Origin of the sequence: Gulosibacter macacae (genome assembly GCF_003865375.1) — a bacterium.
GTDB classification, from domain to species: Bacteria; Actinomycetota; Actinomycetes; order Actinomycetales; family Microbacteriaceae; genus Gulosibacter; species Gulosibacter macacae.
Map to the genome: position 1 here is coordinate 48,318 of NZ_RQVS01000001.1, position 19,490 is coordinate 67,807.

The window sequence follows — 19,490 nt, forward strand, 5'->3', positions numbered from 1 at the left end:
CGGCTGAGCTTCTTGGGTGTGCGGCGCTCGCCAGCTTGTACGAATCTGTGCCTCACAGGCGACCATCTCCTCGCTGAGCGGAGATGGGTTTGTGTGAGGCACAGATTCGTACATCGGCTACGACGCGCAGACCAGAGTCCACTCAGATACGCGCGACAGACTTTGCCGACCGAGAAGGAAGGAAAGTACTGATGACTGACCAACTCGAGACTGCTTTCGGCGGCCGCCGCAAGGCGAGGAACGCAGCTGCGGTTGTCGCCCCGGTTGCACTCACCGCCGCGCTCAGCGCCTGCGCAAGCGAGACGCCAGCGGGCGATGATGCTGCGACGACGCCGTTGCCCGATGTCAGCGAGAGTGCTGCGGCAACTTCAACGCCGAGCGACACGGGGTCCGCCGCTCCCGACGCATCCGCTTCGCCTGGCGCGACCGCGTTCGTAGTCAACCCGGTCACGGTGGAAGGCGTCACCGCCTTGCTCGAGTCGCAAGATGACGGTGTCGATCGTGAAAGCGTGACTATCACGGCCAAGCTCATTACCGGCCCCGGCGGCTGCCTCGCATTCGCCAACGAAGGTGAGGGTGCGCCGCGCTTGGTGATCTTCGATGACGACACCGAGGTGCTCAGTGGCAAGCCCGGCGTGAAACTCGACGACAACCGCACCGTGCACGTCGGTGACAGTGTCGAGTGGGAGGTCGACGAGGTGCCGCTCGACTCGCTGCAGGGTGTGCCGGAGCAATGCCTGCAAGGTGCCGATGCCGTGGCCTACGAGATAGACGGCTGAGGCACGTAAATACCACGACCATCGCGGGTGGCTCAGCGGAAACGTGGATGCCCTGACCAGGGACTACCCAGGACGGTTCGGCAAGGTAGTGCGCAACTCAACCGAAGGAGCTGCATCATGACTGATCAAGCACGACACAAGGGTGAAGACCTCGTAGGCCGCGCCAAGGAGGCTGCGGGAGCGGTCACCGACAACGACAAGCTCCGCAATGAGGGCAAGGCCGACCAGGCGGCTGCGGGCATCAAGGAGAAGATCGACGACGTGCGTGACGGCCTCACGGATGCCGTCGACAAGATGCGCGGCAAGGACTAACCAAGCCGCATCGACTTTCGCCGCCCGCGTTGTGCCTCACAGCGGGTCATATTGCTCCCAGGAGCAATATGACCTCGCCACAGGCAAGACGCGGGCGGTGTTCGGTTGGGGTGGAGTCCTGATACACCGCCTTCGGCGGCACGCTTCGAGAACCTCAGTGCACCGCTCGACGACCCCAGGGTTGGGTTGCGCTACCCTTCGAGAGCTTCAGGGCACCGCTTGACCAGTCAATGTTGGGTGTTCGAGTGCCACAGCTGACTGCTATCGCAACGGCTTTGTGAAGTGGACTAGGGAGTAGGTGCCCACCGGCGTGCGCTCGGTTTCGTTGTAGCCGACGCGCTCGTAGAGGCGGATGTTGGCAAGGCTGTGCTCGCCGGTAAACAGGCGCATCTCCCTTGCCTCGAGGAAGGCGCGCTCCGCCTCCGCAAGCAGAAACGTACCGATGCCCTGCCCCTGACGGTCAGGCGCAACTGTGAGTCGTCCGAGCTCGACCGCAGTACCGACGCGCCGCAGGCGCACCGCACCGACTAGGCGCGTGTCATCCCGCATGCCGAGCGCAATCACGTCATCGCTCCCGAGTTCATCCACGAGTTCGCTCAGTGTTTGCGTGAGTGGCGGCAGGTCAAAGTCGTTGTGCGCAGCCGCCTCGGTGAGGTAGGCGGCACGCTGCAGGGTCAAGATTTCGCCGGCATGCGAGGCCGTGAGTTGTTCGGCCGCGTAGGCGTGACGAGCGGAAACTTCAGCGGTAGCCATGTCGCTAGTCAAGCACCGCAGGGTGAATCGGCAGCTCATCACCTTGCGTCACATTGGGTAATAGTTGCGTGCGCAATATTTTGTCGGTCTAACCTGGACGGCAAGACTTCGCTGTGTTGTTGTTGCTCCTAGCTGGGATGCGCGTTTTGCGCGCCCGCAAACCGAGCTTCAGTTCACGACACCGCAGCTAAGGAACTATTCGTGCGCATCGCCGCCAGTATCACCGAACTCATCGGCAACACGCCACTCGTCGAGCTCCACTCCCTTCCACGCGAAGGCGGCGCTCGAGTCGTCGCGAAGGTCGAGTACCTCAACCCCGGCGGCTCGGTGAAAGACCGAATCGCCGAACGCATCCTCGACGCCGCAGAAGCCGCTGGGCAACTGCATCCCGGCGGCACGATCGTCGAACCCACCTCGGGCAATACCGGCGTCGGCCTCGCGCTCGCGGCCCAGCACCGCGGTTACCGGTGCATCTTTGTTGTTCCCGACAAGGTCGGCGACGAGAAGATTCGCGTGCTTCGGGCCTACGGCGCCGAAGTCGTCATTAATCCGGCTGCCGTCGCCACCGACGACCCGCGCTCGTACAACTCGGTCGCGGCCCGGCTTGTAGCCGAAACCCCCGGCGCCTTCATGCCGAACCAATTCGACAATGCCAATGGACCGGCCGCCCATTACGACACCACGGGTCCCGAAATCTGGCGCGACACCGAAGGCACCGTCACCCACGTCGTTATCGGTGTTGGCACTGGCGGCACTGTCACCGGCACCGGCCGCTACCTTCACGACGTCTCGAACGGCGCGGTCGAGGTCGTCGGCGTCGAGCCGGTCGGCTCAATCTACGGCGGGGGAGAGGCGCATCCCTATCTCGTCGAGGGCGTTGGCGAAGACTTCTTCCCACCCACTTATGATTCGCAGGTGCCCGACCGCATCGTCAAGGTCACCGACGCCGACGCCTTCGCAACCACCCGATGCCTCGCCGCTGAAGAGGGACTCCTCGTCGGCGGATCTTCGGGCATGGCCGCGGCCGCAGCCCTCGAACTCGCCGCCACGCTCAGTCCCGACGACCTTGTCGTCGTCATCCTTCCCGATGGTGGCCGTGGCTATCTCAACAAGATTTTTGATGACAACTGGATGCACGCATCCGGTTTCGATACCACTCACGACACTGCGACGAACACAGACAGGGCCTGACCATATGACCGAGTTCAACACCCGCGCGATTCACGACGGCCAGACCCCTGACCCGACAACCGGCGCGGTGATCCCGCCGCTCTACCTCACTTCGACGTTCAAGCAAGACGGCATCGGCGGGCTGCGCGAGGGCTACGAGTATTCGCGCAGTGGCAACCCGACGCGCACGGCGCTCCAAGACACGCTCGCCTCACTCGAGGGCGGCACCCACGCCTTCGCGTTCGCAAGCGGGCTCGCGGCCGAAGACACGCTGCTGCGCGCCACACTCGTGCCCGGAGAGAAGATTCTCGTCGGCAACGACGCCTACGGCGGCACCTACCGTCTGATCAACCGCGTGCACGGCGAGTGGGGCATCACGAATCTCACCGTCGACTTCACCGACTTGGATGCGGTGCGCGCCGCCGTTGCTACCCACGCGCCGCGCGTGCTCTGGGTCGAGACGCCCTCGAACCCGCTGCTGCGCATCGTCGATATCGCCGCCGTTGCCGAGATCGCCCAGGCCTCGGGGGCGTTCCTCGTAGTCGACAACACCTTTGCAACCCCCTCGCTGCAGCAGCCGCTTACGCTCGGTGCCGATGTGGTCGTGCACTCGCTCACGAAGTATCTCGGCGGACACTCTGACGTCGTTGGTGGCGCGGTGATCGTCAGGGATGCGAACCTCGCGGAGCACATCGGCTTCCTCCAGAACGCGGTCGGCGCGGTCGCGGCCCCCTTCGACTCATGGCTCGTGAGCCGCGGGCTCAAGACCCTCGGCGTGCGCATCGACCGCCACAGCGACAATGCCGAGGCGATCGTCGCGGCGATTGAGCAGCATCCTGCCGTTGAAGCGGTGCTCTACCCGGGCCTGCCCTCGCACCCCGGCCACGAGATTGCGGCGCGGCAAATGCGCCGGTTCGGCGGCATGGTGTCGGTGCTCTTGCGCGGCGGCGAAGCGGCTGCCCGTCAGCTCGTCGAGACGACGACGCTCTTCACGCTCGCCGAGTCGCTCGGCGGCGTGGAATCGCTCATTGAGTACCCCGCAGCGATGACCCACGCCTCGGTTGCGGGCACGGCGCTCGAAGTGCCGGCAAACCTCGTGCGCATCAGCGTCGGTATTGAGGATGCACGCGACCTCGTCGCTGACCTCACCGTTGCCCTCGACGCGCTGCCGGCGTAGCCCTCCCGGCTCGCTCGGTTACGCGAGATGACACCGAACCACCGAAAGAACTGAAGCGATGCCTACGCTGACGAACATGCCTGAGAACTCGAACCTGTCTGCCACCGAGCACGACGCGCCTGCCGTGTATGTCCTCCACGAGAACCCCGAGTGGCTGCCGCCGCTGCTTGCCGGATTCGAGGCGGAGGGTGTGCCGGTGCGCGAACTCTCGCTCACCGAGGGCTCGTTCGACATCGCCGCCGAGCCGCCGAAGGGCGTGTTCTGGTCGCGCCTCAGCGCCTCCTCGCACACGCGTGACAACGCGCACGCGAAGGACTTCGCCCGGGCAATCCTGCGCTGGCTTGAGGCGCATGGCCGTCGCGTTGTGAACGGCTCGCAGGTGCTTGAGCTCGAGGTGTCGAAGGTGGCGCAGTACGCGGCACTTCGCGCGTCCGGTATCGACACGCCCCGCACGATCGCGGTGCTTGGCACTGACGACCTCGCCGCCCGAGCGCGCGAGCTGCCCGTGCCTTTCATCACGAAGCACAACCAGGGCGGCAAGGGCCTCGGCGTGCGCCGCTTCGACGACTACGCGGCATTCGACGAGTACATCGCTTCGGCCGAATTCGAGCAGCCCGTCGACGGCATCACCCTGCTGCAGGAATACGTCGTCACCGCCGAGCCGTTTATCACTCGTGCCGAGTTCGTCGATGGCGAGTTTCTCTACGCGGTGCGCGTCGACACCTCGGCGGGCAGCTTCGAACTCTGCCCGGCCGAGGCTTGCGTCGTCGACCTCACCGACGACGGTGCAGATGCAACACTCACCTCGCTGCCAAACGGCCTGCTGGCTGCGGGGAACCTCGATCTCAACTTCGCCCCGAGTGACTTTGTGGTCGCCGGCGCGGCCTGCGAGGCACCCGCGGATAGCGGACTGTTTGTCGTGCGTCCCGAGATCACCGAAAACGATCCACTCATCCGCGCCCTGCGCGACTTCCTCGCCGAGCACCGCATCGAGGTCGCCGGTATTGAGTTCTTTGAGACCGCCGACGGCCGCCGCATCGTCTACGACATCAACACGAACACGAACTACAACCCCGATGTCGAGGCACGCGCCGAACTGCCCGGCGCCCGTGCCGTGGCCCGCGCGCTTGGTCGCGAACTCGCGGCGATCGGCCAACCGGCGTGACAGAGCACGAGGTCGTCGACCCTAACTACGACTGGGACGGGTTCGGCTTCGACACCCGCCAAGTGCACGCGGGGGAGCGTCCCTACGGTGCCGATGGCGACCGAGTCGTGCCGATTCATATGTCGAACGCCTTCCGCTTCGACTCGTTCCAGCACACCTGGGATCGCTTTTCGGGTGAAGATGACGGCCAGCTTTACTCCCGTCACCGCAACCCCACAAGTGAGGTTGCTGAGGCGCGCGTCGCCTCGCTCGAGGGCGGCACCGGCGCGGTCGCCGTCGCCTCGGGTAGCGCGGCCATCGCCTCGACGATGTTGAGCCTGCTCGAAGCGGGCGACCACTTCATCTCGACCGCGAGCATCTACAGCGGCACACAGCTCATGTTCAACCGCTCGCTGCGCCGCCTCGGTATTGAAGTCGACTATGTGTGGGACTGGCGCAGCCGCGACGAGTGGGAAGCGCTGATCCGCCCCAACACCAAGGCGATCTTCACCGAGTCGATTCCGAACCCGAAGAACGACATCGTCGACATCGCATTTGTCGCTGAGATCGCACACGCCCACGGCATCCCGCTCATCGTCGACAACACGATCGCCTCGCCCTACCTCATCCGGCCCATCGAGCATGGAGCCGATATCGTCGTGCACTCCTCAACGAAGTTCCTTGGCGGGCACGGGGCAGGGCTCTCGGGAGTGATCGTTGACGGTGGCCGGTTTGACTGGGCCGCGACTGAGGGGCGCTATCCGCTCCTCACCGAGCGCCAGCATCCTGGCAAACCCTCGTTCGTCGAGGCGGCAGGCGACCGCGCCTTTGAACAGTACGTTCGCCTCACCTCCGTGTATGACTATGGCCCGGCGATCTCGCCGTTCAACGCGTTCTTGCTGCAGCAGGGCATGGAGACTCTGTCACTGCGGATGCAACGCCACGTTGACAGCGCCCGTGCAATTGCGGAGTGGCTCGTGGGACAGTCCGGGGTGGTCTCGGTTGACTACGCGGGCCTACCCGGCGGTCGCGACTCGGAGCTTGCGCAGCGACTCTATGGCGGCCGCAGCGGTTCGGTATTCGCGCTCACCGTCATCGGCGGACTCGAGGGTGCGCGAACCTTCATCGACCACCTGCGGGTGTTCTCGCGGATGACGAATATCGGTGATGTGCGCTCGCTCGCGATTCATCCGGGCACCACCACACACCTCTTATTCAGCGAGGAGTACCGCCTGCGACTCGGTATTGAACCGGGGCTCGTGCGCCTGTCGATTGGTCTGGAAACGGTCGACGACCTCATCGCTGATCTCGAGGATGCGTTGGCCGCCGTCGTGCGCGTGCACGGCTAGCCCGTGCGCTGAGGCTCTCGAAGCGTCCTGCTCAGTGGTCGTTCGGACGCGCGTGAGAGCATCCTCATCTAGCTGACTTCACCACGAGCGAGGAGCAACAATGCAGCAAGTCCAAGGCGTGATCGTGCGCGCGAAGAACGAGCCGGTCGAGCTCGTGACCGTGAATGTTCCAGACGCCGGCCCCGGCGAGGCGGTCGTCCGCATCCAGGCCTGCGGCGTTTGCCACACTGACCTCCACTACGTGCAGGGCGGTATTGGCGACGACTACCCCTACCTCCTTGGCCATGAAGCAGCCGGCATCGTCGAGCAGATCGGCCCCGATGTGACGGGCCTGGAAGTTGGCGACTTTGTCGTGCTCAACTGGCGTGCCGTGTGTGGCGAGTGCCGCGCCTGTAAGCGCGGTGAGCCCTGGTACTGCTTCGCGACGCACAATGCGACGCAGAAGATGACCCTTGAAGACGGCACTGAGCTCTCGCCGGCCCTCGGCATCGGTGCGTTCATCGAGAAGACGCTCGTGGCTGCGGGTCAGTGCACCAAGGTTGATCCGACCGCTGACCCGGCCGCAGTGGGCCTCCTTGGCTGCGGAATCATGGCGGGCGCAGGCGCGGCCATCAACACCGCGGCAGTGCGCCGCGGCGAATCGGTCGCCGTCATCGGCTGCGGTGGCGTCGGCACCGCCGCGATCGCGGGTGCGAAGCTCGCCGGTGCGACGAAGATCATCGCCGTCGACATCGATGACCGCAAGCTCGAACAGGCACGCCAATTCGGTGCCACCGACACCGTCAACTCGAACAACGAGGATGCAGTCGAGCGAGTTCGCGAACTCACCGATGGCAACGGCGCCGATGTCGTCATCGACGCGGTCGGCCGCCCCGAAACCTTCGAGCAGGCCTTCTACGCCCGTGATCTCGCGGGCCGTGTCGTACTCGTCGGGGTGCCGACGCCGGACATGCAGCTCACGCTGCCGCTACTCGAAATCTTCGGCCGTGGTGGCTCGCTGAAGTCGAGCTGGTATGGCGACTGCCTGCCCGAGCGCGACTTTCCGCTCCTCACCGATCTCTTCTTGCAGGGACGCTTCCCGCTTGGCGACTTCGTGAGTGAGCGCATTGCCATTGATGGCATCAACGAGGCGTTCGAGAAGATGCACCGTGGCGATGTGCTTCGCTCGGTTGTCGTGCTGGAAGGAGCCGCCGAATGACCGCGCGCATTGACCACACTGTAACCGCTGGCACGTTCTCGCTCGACGGCGAAACGTTCGACGTTGACAACAACGTCTGGGTCGTCGGCGACGACAACGAGTGCATCATTATCGACGCGCCGCACGACGTGGATGCCATTGTTGAGCTCGTGGGCGGACGCACTGTGAAGGCGATCGTCTGCACGCACGCGCACGATGACCACATCCGATTTGCGCCTGAACTTGCCGAGCGCGTTGGTGCGCCAATTCTGCTCAACCCGGATGACGCCGTGCTGTGGGAGCTCACGCACCCTGACCGCGCACCCGATGGGGAGTTGCACGATGGCGATGTCGTTGAGATTGCTGGCACCCGGCTCGAGGTGCTCGCGACTCCGGGGCACGCTCCCGGCGCGGTGTGCCTGTGGGCGCCGGAGCTTGGGGTGGTGTTCACCGGTGACACGCTCTTCAACGGTGGGCCGGGCGCGACGGGGCGCAGCTACAGCGATCGTTCGACGCTCGAGTTCTCGATTCGCACGAAGCTCTTCCCGCTCGGCGATGAGGTCGTCGTGAAGACCGGACACGGCGACGACACCACGATCGGTGCCGAGAAGCAGGGCGACTGGGTCGACTAGGGGTTTGGCTGGGGGGTCTCGATACGTCGCTTCGCTCCTACTCGACCAGCCAAACGGGTGCTGCTCGACCAGCCAGGTGGGTGCTATTCGACCAGCCAAATTTATTGGTTGGTCGAGTAGCGCGAAGCGCGTATCGAGACCCCCGCACCCCGCCTAGAGCGTGAGCTCAGGCGGCAACTGCCCAACGCCGAGCTGGCTATTCGGCTGACGCGTGAGCTCATTCTCGCGCGAACGCTCGAGGTAGGGCGTTGCCCGCTCGAGCTGGTGCGAGAGATTCGCGATGGTGGCCGCAAAGTTCTGATTCGCCGTCGCGCGGAATTGCTCCACCTGGTCGATCGTCGCGAACACATTGTCGTAGGCCCGCTGCAACGTCTCAAGCGAGACGCCGGAAGACACGGCTTGCTGCTGGATGCGCGCCGTATTGTCACGGAGCATCGCCGAGGTCTTCTCGATCATTGCGTTCGTGGTCGAGTTCACCGCATCAATCTGGTCGAGCACAATGCGCTGGTTCTCAAGCGCCTGTGCGACGACGACGGCCGTGCGCAATGCCGTCATCGTGGTCGTCTTTGCTCGCTCAACACCGTCAATGAGCTTGAGGTTGTTGTCCTGGATGAGATCCATCGACAGGTACGACTGCACGCTCACGGCAAGCTGCGTCTGCACATCAACGTGGCGCTGGCGCACCGCAAAGAGCACATCCTGTTCCATCGCTGAGGCGGCCTGCACATCTCCGGCACCCGCGAGATCTTCGATCTTGCGCACGACCGCCGCATCCAGTTCATCGAGCAAGCCCGAAAGCTGCTTGAGCTGCACCATCGAATCCCACAGCGCCTTGCGTTCAATGCCGAGTGCGGCGTTGTCCTTGCGCAGCACATCCTGGCCGCGGTCAAGCGAGAGCAGAATCGTGTTGAGCTGCTCCTGGTTCGTCTCGTACTGCTTGAAGTAGCGCTGCAGTTGCTTGCCGCCCGGCAACGCGCTCGCCAGCCGACCTAGGAACGACTTCTCACCGGGCGCGAGCTCTTCGACCTTGTTGCGCAGATCCACGAGCGAACGCGACACCTCGGCGGCATTGCCATCGCCACCGGCGGCCTTTGCCTGCGCAAGGCTCTTGTCGAGAAAGCGACTCGAGGCGGTCGATGACGACTGAATCTCGGTGCGCGCAACCTGCTGAATCGCCCGCACCTGCTCGGTGTACTCGGGTGTCTTCGGCCGCATCGTCGAGAGGTGGTCCACCCAGGTGTCGGCGCGACGGCGCAGATCGAGCGCGGTTGCCGGATCGATGTCGGGCAACATGTCGGGAGCCTTCTCGGGCTCGACGGCCTCAACCGGCGGCGTGGCCGGAATCGGCTCGAGTTCTGCGGCGCTCGGCGGTTGCAGCTTGTCGTTCATGCAAGGCTCCTCGGATCGGTGTTCGGGTTGAGGTCGGGTGCGTCGCCAGGGTTCGGGGTGCCAGGGTTCGGGACGCCAGGCAGGCTCGCCGGTCCGGCGTCATACTGCGGCGAGTCACGAAGCGGCTGGTCGAGGTCAAGCACCGACGCGGTACTCGCCTGCTCAAAGCGCAGCTGCAAAAAGGCGGCGTGCTCATAGACGCTCTGGGTCGTCCCGCGCACCACATCGGTTTCGATGCGGTCAAGTGCTTCGCCGAGGATGCCCGCCTGCTCTTCCAGCGCCACCACATTCTTTTCGACCTGGGCACGCGAGGCGCGGCCCGAAAAGGAGGTGTGCATCCGGTCGTTTTCAATGGCGAGATTCACGATCGTTGGCAGGTAGTCGGTCGCAAGCACGTGGAGCATGTGCACATCGCCGTCGAGCTGGGTGCGCTGTTGCAGCGCCGGGGTGATCGCGAGGGTGCGCACACCCCGGATGAGGTCGCCCAGTTTCTCGTCAAGGTGCGTGCCCGACCACAGCGGCCGGCTCTCAAGACGGCGCAGCGTGTTTTCCATGGCGTTTGCGCTCGTGAGCACGGCCTGCAGGGTCTCGGGCACCGTCGTTGGCGCGACGCTGGTGCTGCCGATTTCAAGCATCCGCGGCGCCATTGGCGTGAAGAGCATGCCGGCGCCCGCGCCGAGCGCGGCACCGAGCGCGATGCCAACGGGAGGTGCGAAGCCGAGCAACAACACTGTGGCGGCCGCTGTGCCGACGCCGACGAGCGCGCCGGTGACGGTAGGTGCCAGCCACTTTCGCGGGGATGAACTCATAGGTATCCCCGGATCTCACGGAACGCCGCCGCGAGCGACTCGGATTTCGCGTCGAAGCTGCGACCACCGGTGAGTTCGGCGAGGCGCTCGAGTTCGTCGGCGTTTGAATCGCCGAACTTCACGGTAAACACGGGAATCTCGCGCGCCTCGGGATGCTGCGCGACGAAGTCCTCGTACCAGCGCTCGAAATCGCGAGCCGACATACCTTCGTTGCTCTCACCATCGGTGAACAGCACGATTGACGAAATCGTGTCACCGCTCGCGTTCGCCAGCGCATCCTCGTAGGCGGTGGCAACGGTGGTGTAGACCGAGGTGCCGCCGTAGGGGCTGTAGCTACTCACATGCGAGTTGATTTCGCGCAGGGCAGCGTCGTAGCCGGCAGTGTCGGCGGGAATCTCGACGGTGAACTCTGACTTCACCGAGCTGGAGAATTCGAGATAGGTGATGCGTTCACGCGGCTGCAGTCGCAGCAGCGCGCTCGAGGTGCCATCGCCGTGGCTACCCGAGAGCACATCGAGGGCCGCGCGCAGGTCGTCCATGCGGCTGCCGTCACCCATCGACCCCGAAGTGTCGATGGCGAAGACCATGTTCGAGGGCTTCTTCACCTGGCTGAGCCAGGTCTCGAGCAGCGTCTGCACCGTCTCGAGCTGGTTCGGGAACGGCAGTTCGAACACCGAAGCGTCCATGCTCGGGGGAGTGGCGGTGGTGCGGCGGTGCGTGTCGTCGGCAATGCGCTGTTGCACGTCATCGCGCAGCAGGTAGTCGACAACCTTCTGGTAGTTCGCGGCGGTCTCTTCGTCGGCGCCCTTGAGGAGGGTGAGCGGGTAATCGCTTGTGACGACGCCGTCGGAAGGAATCACGATGCTAAGGGGCTGACCGTTCACCTGCACGGTCTCGAGTACCGATTCGTAGTTGAAGATGCCATCGACCGCGTCGGGCTGCTGCGCGAACTTGTCGACGAGCCAGCCCGAAGAACCGGAGGCAAGCTGCTGGCCACTCGCGAACTGCTGGAGTTGCGGGGTCGTTGCGGCGATGTCACCGGTCGCGAGCACGGTGCCGGTACCCGAGAGCGCCGTGGTCATCTGCACGAGCGTCGTGAATCCCGAGTTTGATGAGATCGGGCTGGTCATGCCGTAGGTGAGTTGCCCCTGGCTGATCGCATCGACCACTTCTTGCCAGGTGGGCTGGTTGTCGGCCGTCCAGCCGAGTCGCTGCGCCACCTCAGACTTCAGGCCGAGCACGACCGGCGAGCGCATGATCGATTCGCTCTTGTCGACGAGGTTCAGGCCCTCGGGAAAGAGCGTGAGGTAGCGGTTCGAGGGGAACCACGTTGCCTGCCAGGGCTTGTCTCCCGATGAGAGCAGCGCCTCGGTGCCGTCGAGTGTGCCGATGTATTCGAACTCGAGTGTGACCCCGGTCTCGCGGGTCATATCAGCAAGGATCGGCTCGAGGTCTTTCACCTCGCTCCCGGCGAGCACTTTGATGGTCGGGCCGCCGCCGAGCAGCCCGGCACAACCGGTGAGAAGCGCCGGCACGGCGATGACGACGGCAAGCAGACCCGCGAGGCGTGCGCTCGCCTTCGTGACGAACTTGCGAAGCTTGGCGGTCACGGGGTGGCTCCTTGATCGTCAGGTTGGTCGTCGGTCGGCGGCGAGATGGTGGTCGGTTCGACCGTGGCCGGGGGCGCGCCCGAGACCGAATAGGCCTCGCCAATGCGGCCGAGCAGGTAGTCGAGCATCTCGTAGCTCGGTTCCTGCGCGAGATTCACGAACGTGGATGCGCTCGGGTACGCATCCTGCAATTGCTCGCGCTCGAGGAAAGCATCGAAGGCGGCAGCGTTTTGGCCCTGCGGGCGGAAGCCGTGTTCGGCGAGGAGATCGGCGAGCTTCGCATCGGTTTCGAGGAGCTGCATCACCGCTTGGCCCTGCTCTGAAAACGTGACGCCGGTGTGCACCGAGAAGATCGTCGGTGAGGGGTAGGCGAGCACCATGCCGGGGCGAATGCGAGTGTTTTCCTTGAGCTGTTCTTCGAGGAACTGGCCCTCGTAGACCATCACCATCGGCACCGCGCCCATACCTTGTGAGAGGTAGTCATCGAATGGCGCGGTCGACGACGCTCCGGCGTAGCCCTGGGCGACGAAGAGCTTCGTGAGTAGCGGCAGGTTCGCGTCGGCCTCAGCCTGTGAGGTGACGACGTTGTTGCCGTTGAGCACGTACGACGAAAGCGCGACGTACATACCGGCCGAGTTCGAGGAGCGAATGTCGGTCGAGGTGATGAGCACGCTGCGCGGCGACTCGTAGACGCCTGCGGCGCCCGGCAGCTTGTTCCAGCGGGCATCCTGCGAAACAAGGTCGAGATAGGCGGCCATATCGATCTGCCAGCGACCGGATGCATCCTGGCTCGCGACGTTCGATTGCGCGAGCACCTGCATGATCGGTTCGAAGGTCGCGATCGCGAGCGGTGAGAAGAAGGGCTTGTGGGTTGAGACCACCTCGCCACTGTGGTTCGTCGCAATATTCTGGGCGGCGATCTCGGATGCAGGGAAGGCGAAGGCTTGCTCGGTGAGGCCCTCGAGCGAGGCCATACGCCACGAGCCCGATTTTGAGACCTGCACGTCGTAGCCGTGTTCGGCGAAGACTTCTTTCACCGCTGGGTCGTTGAAGAAGGCTTCCTTTTCGGAGCCGACGACGCCCTTGACCACGGTGAGTCCACCGAGTCCACCCGGACCCTGGCGACCGAGGCCGGTGAGCTGCACGATGAGCACGGCCACGATGCCGAGCACGATAAGTGCGATGCCGATGTAGTGCGGCGCACGGAGTTTCACGTTGCTTCCTCCTGCTGTTTTGGGAATCCCAACACAGCTAGGTGAACGTCAATCTCCGCGCGCCGCACGATTTCATGACGCGCTATAGCGCGTCATGCGGTTAGAACGCCTTTTGGCGCTGGTCGGTGATGAGGTGCAGCAGCGCGAACTGCTTGCCTTCCTTGACCACCTCGACAGCGCGACGCACTGCATCCGGCACCTCGGCGTCGGTCTCGACGCGAATGCCGACGCCGCCGAATGCTTCGGCGAGCTTCGCGAAATCGGGGTTTTGCAGCTGCGTACCCGAGACGCGACCCGGGTAGTCGCGTTCCTGGTGGGTACGAATCGTGCCGTACTCCTGGTTGTCCGAAACGATCACGAGCGGCGTCGCGCCGTACTGCGTCGCGGTCGCCAGCTCCTGACCGTTCATGAGGAACTCGCCGTCACCGGCGATGGTCACCACGAAACGCTCCGGGTACTGCAGTGCCGCGGCGACGGCCGAGGGCACCGAGTAACCCATCGAACCGTTGCGCGCCGAGATCATCGAGGCGTAGCCGCGAGTGGGGAAGTAGCGGTGCGCCCAATTCGTGTGCTCGCCGGCACCGAAGGTGACCATTGCATCCTGAGGAAGGAGGGGCACGAGGTTTGCCATGAGCGTGTCCATCGACGCCTTGCCCTCGCCGGGAGTTGCCGACGGCAAGGCCGAGAACTCTTCCTGCTGACCGCGCAGCTCCTGCGTCCACTCACGCCACGAGTCCTTGACCGGCAGGTCCATGCGCACGAGGTCGCGGATGAACACATCCGGCTTCGAGACGATCTGGTGTGAGAGCGGGCCCGAGCGGCCGCGCAGGTCGGGGTCGATGGTGACGATGAAGTTGCGCTGATCCCAGTTCTGGCGGCCGGTGAAGCCCGAGGTGATCACGTCGCCGGGAACGGTGCCGACGAACACGATGAGGTCGGTCTCTTCAAGCAGCTTGTTCGAGAATGCCGGGCGGCCGTAGCCGAGCGGGCCGACATATGACGGTGAGTCAAACGGCACCGTGCCCTCGCAGCGCCATTCGGCGGCCGCGGGCAGTGAGTGGTCTTCGAGCCACTTGGTGAACTGTTCGGCACCGGCGTGGGTCCAGTCGTTACCGCCGAACACGAACAGGGGCTTCTCTGATTCGAGCAGCGATTGACGCAGCGACTTCCAGTCTTCAACGGTCATACCGCCTGATGCGACGGGAATGTACGGGTGAATCGCGCCGTCGACCTCCATCTTGATGATGTCTTCGGGGAGGCCCACGACGACCGGGCCGGGGCGACCGGCCGAGGCTGCGAACATGGCTTCGGCGACGACTTCGCTCGCGCGGGCCGGGTGGTCGAGCACCATGACGCGCTTCGCTCCCGAGCCGAACCACTGCTTCGGGTCGAACTCCTGGAACGCTTCTTTCTCACGGTGTTCGAACGGGATGAGGCCGACGAAGAGCACGAGCGCGGTCGAGTCCTGCCAAGCGGTGTGGAGGCCCACGTGGGCGTTCGCGGCACCGGGGCCGCGGGTGACCATCGCGACGCCAGGAATGGGGAGAAGCTTGCCGTCGGCTTCGGCCATGTAGGTGGCGCCACCCTCGTGGCGGCAGATGACGGTCTCGATCGATGACTCGTGAAGGCCGTCGAGCACGTCGAGGAAGCTCTCGCCCGGCACGATGTGCACGCGCTCAACGCCGTGTGCTTCAAGCGATTCCACAATCACGTGGCCGGCTGACTTGCGCTGCGTCGTCTGGTGCTTGGCTGCCGTCACCGCCTCGATGGTGGGGATGGCTCCGGTCATCGGCGCGCTCGAATCAAACTTCCTCATGGTCGGTCCTCGCTGTACTTCGTTGTCTCCAGGGCTGAATTTCTCATTCTGTCACTGGATGAGTGGTCAGGTATTTGAACGGCATTCACCAGGAGAGAGATTGCGCAAAATGACGAGTTTCGATACCCTAGGGGGTATAAAAATTACCAATCAATGGGAGTTTCTGATGTGTCGACCGATCAATTGCAAGGTGTGCAATAAGACGACCTGGGCGGGCTGTGGCCAGCACGTTGCTGCGGTCAAGGCGAGCGTGCCCGCCGGGCAATGGTGCAATGGCAAGCACACGGATGCCGAAATTGCCGCGAGCTCGAACAGTGAAGGTGGCTTCTTTAGTCGCCTGTTCGGTCGATAGTCCAGTACGGATTAATAAGTCGATAGGATTGCGCGGTCGCTATGGGCAACCGCAGCAGAAAGGAGCGTTGGCATGATCAACACGGAGAACCTGGATGCGGAAGCGAAGGCCGAAGCAGAGGCAGCTCAGAAGCGCATCCTCAATCGCCTGCGTCGTGCGCACGGTCAGCTTAACGCGGTCATCAATGCCGTCGAACGTGGCGATAGCTGCCGCGATGTGGTGACGCAGCTTTCGGCGGTGTCGAAGGCGCTCGATCGCGCTGGGTTTGCGATCATTGCGACGTCGATGCGGGAATGCCTTGCCGACGAAACTGGCGATGCCGAGCTCTCGCCGGAAGAGCTTGAAAAGCTCTTCTTGTCGCTGGCTTAGGGTTCGACGCTTCGAGGGCCTCAGCGCACGGTGTTGTTGGCTCAGTCGCCGGCGGGGAGGTCTTCGGGGTCGCGGTGCATCCGCTGGTCTGGGTCGAGCACATCGAGCCAGGCGTCGAGAATCCGGATGAGTTCGTCAACGTCATCGGGGCGCAAAGGGTCGAAGATCACTTCGCGCACCTTCGATACGTGACCCGGTGCAGCCTCGACGATCTTGGCACGGCCGGCCTTCGTGAGGCAGACATCGGTCGCCCGCGCATCCGACTCATTGGGCAGTCGCTCAACGAGTCCGGCGCGCTCAAGCGCGGTGATCACGCGCGAGAGCCGGGGGAGCGTCGAGTTCGTGCGGGCGGCAAGTTCGCTCATTTGGATGCGGTTGCCGGGCTGGTCTGACAGGAAGGCCAGCGAGTAGTACTCGACGTGAGTGAGTTCTGAGTCATGGCGAACCTGGGCATCGAGTGTTGCGGGTAGGAGCTCGAGCACGGCCGCCAAGCGCATCCAGGCGCGGCGTTCGTGATTGGAAAGCCAGCGGGTCGACTCGGGTTCTGCGCTCATGTGGCAATTGTTGCAGAATTTACTTGCACATACAACTAACGCGCTTAGAGGGCCTCAGTACGGGTGCTTCGAGGGCGGGTACGAGCACTGAGGTTCTCGAAGTGCGGCGCTACCCGTCGCGCCTGTGGCGGCGGCGACCGCCCTTGATGGCCTTCTGCTCGCGCTTGTGCTGTTTGCGAAGCAGCTGCTGTTGCTCCTTCTCGGCGCGCGCAAGTGCGCGCGAAATGGCCTGGTCGTCGGCCTCTGCATCGGCGCGGGCAAGCGCGGCATTGCTCACTTCGCCACCGAAGTCGTGAGGTGCGGGGCCAAATGCTCCGGCGGCCGTGCGAATGACCTCGTTCGCGAGCGTGCGATTCCCAAGCGCGCCGATGGCCGCGCCCACGCCGAACGGCAGCACCTTGCCGACCACGCCACCGATCTGCTTTGAGGCGTAGCGGCGTACGAACACATCGCGCACTCGTCGACCAAGCTCGCCGACAAAAATCTCGGGCAGTGCCTGAGTGACGAGCTCGCCCCAAAACGCCGTGCCAATCAGGCCACCGGCCCCGCGACGCAGTACGAAGTCTTGAATGAGCTTCTTGCCGTGGTCGCCGAGCATGATCGCCATCACGAGCGTGCGGGCGCGTTCGGGGTCATTCGTGCCGTCGTCGTGTATCTCGGCGACGACCAGGGCATAGAGCGCTGTGAGTTCGAGGAAGCCGAGCACCTCAACGCTGGCAATGGCAACACCGGCTGCCGTACCAACTCCGGGAATTACCGAGGCGGCGCCGACACCGCCACCGGTTGACATGGCGGTGCGCCGATACCAGCGCTCCGCCACGATGAGCAGCTCTTCGGGCGTGGCGTTTGGGGCTTGGCGGCGCAATCGGCGCACGAACGCAATGGCTGTTGGCCGCTGCGCGGTGAGCGCGCGATCAAGCTGGCGCACGAGCAGTGAGTCGTTACGGGTCGTGGTGGTGTTCATCGCATCCCCCGGGGTATATCGCGACAGCGCGGCTGACCGCACTGCGTATCGCAACATCAGAGTCGGGCGATGGTATCGATGTCTTCCTCAAATTCTGCCGCGACATCTGCCGAGACAGTGGTGCGCGTGGCTCCGACTGCCGTGAGGAAATCGTCGAGCGTCGGGCCGCCGGCAACAGTGCCGCCGTTTTCGGCGACTGCGCGTTCCAGCGCAACCTGCGACGCCTTGCGCGCAGCAAACTCAATATCGGCGGGGGAGAAGCCGTCGGTCGCGGTGACCAGTGCCTCGAAATCGAGCCCCTCAGCGGCCTGTGGCGAGACAAAGCCCTGCCAAATTGCGAGCCGAGCATCCGCATCCGGCAGGCCGATCGGAATCACGTAGTCAAAGCGACCGTGACGCAAGAACGCCGGGTCGAGGGCGCGGATGAAGTTCGTCGCGCAGATGAGTAGGCGCCCGGGCTTCTCGCGGAAAGTTGGGATGAGCTTGAGGAGTTCGTTCGTCACGCCCTGCATCGGCGACGGTGGCTCCCCACCGCGCTTCACTGCAATTTCTTCGACCTCGTCGATGAACACGACGGCGTGGTCGAGGCCCTCGATGCGCTCGAAGGTCTCGCGCAATTCGCCCGCGAGTCCCTTCGGAGAGGCCGCGAGTCGCGAGGGGAACACCTCAATGAACGGCCACTCCAGGCGCGAGGCAATGCCCTTCGCGAAGGTCGTCTTGCCGGTTCCGGGTGGGCCAAAGAGTACGATTGCGCGCGGTGGCACCACGCCAAAGCGCTCCGCGAGATCGGGGTCAGCAAGGGGCAACACGAGCCGCTGCTCGAGCACCTGCTTCTCGCGCTGCATGCCACCGATGTTGTGCCAGCGATCGCGATTGAGCATGCGGCCGCCGAGTTCGCGGAGCAACATGATTTCTTCTTGGCGAATGGGCACATCGCGCTCGAAGAATCGCAGGTGACGCTTGTCGGCGAATCCGGCCTTCGTGAGCGCGCCCACCTGGGTCTGCTCGTCGGGCACGAGAATCGACAGCCGCTGGATGCCGAGGGGCGCGAGGCGCTGTTCGACGGCGGCGAGCATGGCCCGGCCAATGCCCTGGCGCTGCCACGCCTCGGCAACAGCGAAAAAGACGACCCAGCCCTGGTCATGGGCGGCGCGGGCAACCGTGACCCCAACCACTTCATCACCGGCGACGGCGGCGACGGCGACGTCTTTACGGGTAGAGGCAAGCACTTCGCTGAGCGCATATACCGGCTCAGTGCCGTTGGCGCGGTACTCCTCCCAGAGGCGTAGCAGGCCGTCGAGATCGGTTGACTGCAGGTCGCGGATGCGCCAGTTCGTCATTGAAGGAGCTCCCCTCGGTGCGCCACTTGGCGCAAGTGTGGTTCAGTGCATCCAGCCTAGGCCTCGTCGTCGAGGTCGGCAGTCGCCGCATCCATGAGGGGGAGGTGTCGGTTGCGGGCGAGGTCTTGCAACACGATTGACGTCGAGGTGCGCGAGACCGATTCGAGTCGGGCGATGCGCTCAATCACGCGCTGGAGATCGGCGTTTGAGCGCGCCACGATGCGCAACATGACATCCCACTGGCCGGCGATCGTCGCGCAATCAATGACTTCGGGAATCGAAAGCAATTGCTCGTGTAGCTGCTCAGTGCCGATGCGCTGATCGATCTGCAGGGTCGTGATTGCGCGCACGGGGTAGCCCATGGGCTCGGCCTCGAGCTTCGGCAAGATGTCAACGAGGATGCCGGCCTCGCGCATGCGGGTCAGGCGTGCTTGCACAGTGGGGCGCGCGATGCCAAGTTCGCGCGCAGCCTGCAGCACGCTTGTGCCCGGGTCGTTTGAGAAGAGCTCAACGATGCGGAAATCGAGTCTATCCATGCTTCATTGCACCTCGATGTCGAAAAGTTATTGACAAAATGTAC

20 protein-coding genes are annotated in these 19,490 nt (G+C 64.1%); 10 read left to right on the forward strand and 10 right to left on the reverse strand.

The annotated features are described in order from the left end of the window. Positions 1-191 precede the first annotated feature (191 nt). Together EG850_RS00200 and EG850_RS00205 are read left to right on the forward strand one after the other, a co-directional pair. The gene (locus EG850_RS00200) at positions 192-779 is read left to right on the forward strand and encodes an RAD23 family protein (protein WP_124968662.1); all 588 of its coding nucleotides are present in this window, start codon (positions 192-194) and stop codon (positions 777-779) included. A gap of 117 nt (positions 780-896) precedes the next feature. Continuing rightward, complete coding sequence (locus tag EG850_RS00205; protein WP_124968664.1) at positions 897-1,091, forward strand: CsbD family protein; 195 nt, start codon at positions 897-899, stop codon at positions 1,089-1,091. A 261-nt stretch (positions 1,092-1,352) separates the two neighbouring features. Here EG850_RS00205 and EG850_RS00210 read toward each other — a convergent pair whose 3' ends face one another. Continuing rightward, positions 1,353-1,844, reverse strand: a complete 492-nt coding sequence (locus tag EG850_RS00210) for a GNAT family N-acetyltransferase (RefSeq protein WP_124968666.1) — start codon at positions 1,842-1,844, stop codon at positions 1,353-1,355. 201 nt (positions 1,845-2,045) lie between these two features. Here EG850_RS00210 and EG850_RS00215 point away from each other — a divergent pair, with 201 nt between their 5' ends. The 6 genes from EG850_RS00215 to EG850_RS00240 all read left to right on the forward strand — a co-directional run bounded on the left by EG850_RS00215 (position 2,046) and on the right by EG850_RS00240 (position 8,493). Beyond that, a complete protein-coding gene (locus tag EG850_RS00215; RefSeq protein WP_124968668.1) occupies positions 2,046-3,035 on the forward strand; it encodes a pyridoxal-phosphate dependent enzyme in 990 nt (329 codons plus the stop codon). 4 nt (positions 3,036-3,039) lie between these two features. Continuing rightward, complete coding sequence (locus EG850_RS00220; protein ID WP_124968670.1) at positions 3,040-4,191, forward strand: cystathionine gamma-synthase; 1,152 nt, start codon at positions 3,040-3,042, stop codon at positions 4,189-4,191. A 76-nt stretch (positions 4,192-4,267) separates the two neighbouring features. Then, on the forward strand, positions 4,268-5,356 hold the full coding sequence (locus tag EG850_RS00225; RefSeq protein ID WP_124968672.1) for an ATP-grasp domain-containing protein: 1,089 nt from the start codon (positions 4,268-4,270) through the stop codon (positions 5,354-5,356). Next, positions 5,353-6,684: an O-acetylhomoserine aminocarboxypropyltransferase/cysteine synthase family protein gene (locus EG850_RS00230; RefSeq protein WP_124968674.1), complete on the forward strand. Its 1,332-nt coding sequence runs from the start codon at positions 5,353-5,355 to the stop codon at positions 6,682-6,684. Before EG850_RS00225 ends, EG850_RS00230 begins: the two co-directional genes overlap by 4 nt. A 100-nt stretch (positions 6,685-6,784) precedes the next feature. Then, on the forward strand, positions 6,785-7,882 hold the full coding sequence (locus EG850_RS00235; protein WP_124968676.1) for an S-(hydroxymethyl)mycothiol dehydrogenase: 1,098 nt from the start codon (positions 6,785-6,787) through the stop codon (positions 7,880-7,882). Then, a complete protein-coding gene (locus EG850_RS00240; protein ID WP_124968678.1) occupies positions 7,879-8,493 on the forward strand; it encodes an MBL fold metallo-hydrolase in 615 nt (204 codons plus the stop codon). The genes EG850_RS00235 and EG850_RS00240 overlap by 4 nt, the downstream gene beginning before the upstream one ends. A 153-nt stretch (positions 8,494-8,646) precedes the next feature. Here the strand turns inward: EG850_RS00240 and EG850_RS00245 are convergent, their stop codons facing one another. The 5 genes from EG850_RS00245 to EG850_RS00265 form a co-directional block, all read right to left on the reverse strand. After that, a complete protein-coding gene (locus tag EG850_RS00245; RefSeq protein ID WP_124968680.1) occupies positions 8,647-9,882 on the reverse strand; it encodes a toxic anion resistance protein in 1,236 nt (411 codons plus the stop codon). Beyond that, positions 9,879-10,691, reverse strand: coding sequence for a hypothetical protein (locus tag EG850_RS00250; protein ID WP_124968682.1), 813 nt, complete (start codon positions 10,689-10,691; stop codon positions 9,879-9,881). Before EG850_RS00250 ends, EG850_RS00245 begins: the two co-directional genes overlap by 4 nt. Then, positions 10,688-12,301, reverse strand: a complete 1,614-nt coding sequence (locus EG850_RS00255; RefSeq protein ID WP_124968684.1) for a VWA domain-containing protein — start codon at positions 12,299-12,301, stop codon at positions 10,688-10,690. The genes EG850_RS00250 and EG850_RS00255 overlap by 4 nt, the downstream gene beginning before the upstream one ends. After that, complete coding sequence (locus EG850_RS00260; RefSeq protein ID WP_124968686.1) at positions 12,298-13,515, reverse strand: hypothetical protein; 1,218 nt, start codon at positions 13,513-13,515, stop codon at positions 12,298-12,300. The genes EG850_RS00255 and EG850_RS00260 overlap by 4 nt, the downstream gene beginning before the upstream one ends. A gap of 100 nt (positions 13,516-13,615) precedes the next feature. Next, the gene (locus EG850_RS00265) at positions 13,616-15,304 is read right to left on the reverse strand and encodes a thiamine pyrophosphate-dependent enzyme (protein WP_124969152.1); all 1,689 of its coding nucleotides are present in this window, start codon (positions 15,302-15,304) and stop codon (positions 13,616-13,618) included. Between the two features lie 193 nt (positions 15,305-15,497). On the opposite strand from EG850_RS00265, the gene EG850_RS00270 reads away from it, so the two are divergent. Both EG850_RS00270 and EG850_RS00275 read left to right on the forward strand, forming a co-directional pair. Continuing rightward, positions 15,498-15,683, forward strand: coding sequence for a hypothetical protein (locus EG850_RS00270; RefSeq protein ID WP_124968688.1), 186 nt, complete (start codon positions 15,498-15,500; stop codon positions 15,681-15,683). 72 nt (positions 15,684-15,755) lie between these two features. Then, positions 15,756-16,052 carry a metal-sensitive transcriptional regulator gene (locus EG850_RS00275; protein WP_124968690.1) on the forward strand — a complete coding sequence of 99 codons (297 nt, stop codon included), beginning with the start codon at positions 15,756-15,758 and terminating at the stop codon, positions 16,050-16,052. A 41-nt stretch (positions 16,053-16,093) separates the two neighbouring features. On the opposite strand, the gene EG850_RS00280 is transcribed toward EG850_RS00275, so the two are convergent. The 4 genes from EG850_RS00280 to EG850_RS00295 form a co-directional block, all read right to left on the reverse strand. Next, the gene (locus EG850_RS00280) at positions 16,094-16,606 is read right to left on the reverse strand and encodes a MarR family winged helix-turn-helix transcriptional regulator (protein ID WP_124968692.1); all 513 of its coding nucleotides are present in this window, start codon (positions 16,604-16,606) and stop codon (positions 16,094-16,096) included. 109 nt (positions 16,607-16,715) lie between these two features. Further along, a complete protein-coding gene (locus EG850_RS00285; protein ID WP_124968694.1) occupies positions 16,716-17,570 on the reverse strand; it encodes a hypothetical protein in 855 nt (284 codons plus the stop codon). A 56-nt stretch (positions 17,571-17,626) separates the two neighbouring features. Beyond that, positions 17,627-18,910 carry an ATP-binding protein gene (locus tag EG850_RS00290; protein WP_124968696.1) on the reverse strand — a complete coding sequence of 428 codons (1,284 nt, stop codon included), beginning with the start codon at positions 18,908-18,910 and terminating at the stop codon, positions 17,627-17,629. A 56-nt stretch (positions 18,911-18,966) separates the two neighbouring features. Beyond that, positions 18,967-19,446 carry an Lrp/AsnC family transcriptional regulator gene (locus tag EG850_RS00295; protein WP_124968698.1) on the reverse strand — a complete coding sequence of 160 codons (480 nt, stop codon included), beginning with the start codon at positions 19,444-19,446 and terminating at the stop codon, positions 18,967-18,969. Positions 19,447-19,490: the final 44 nt, after the last annotated feature.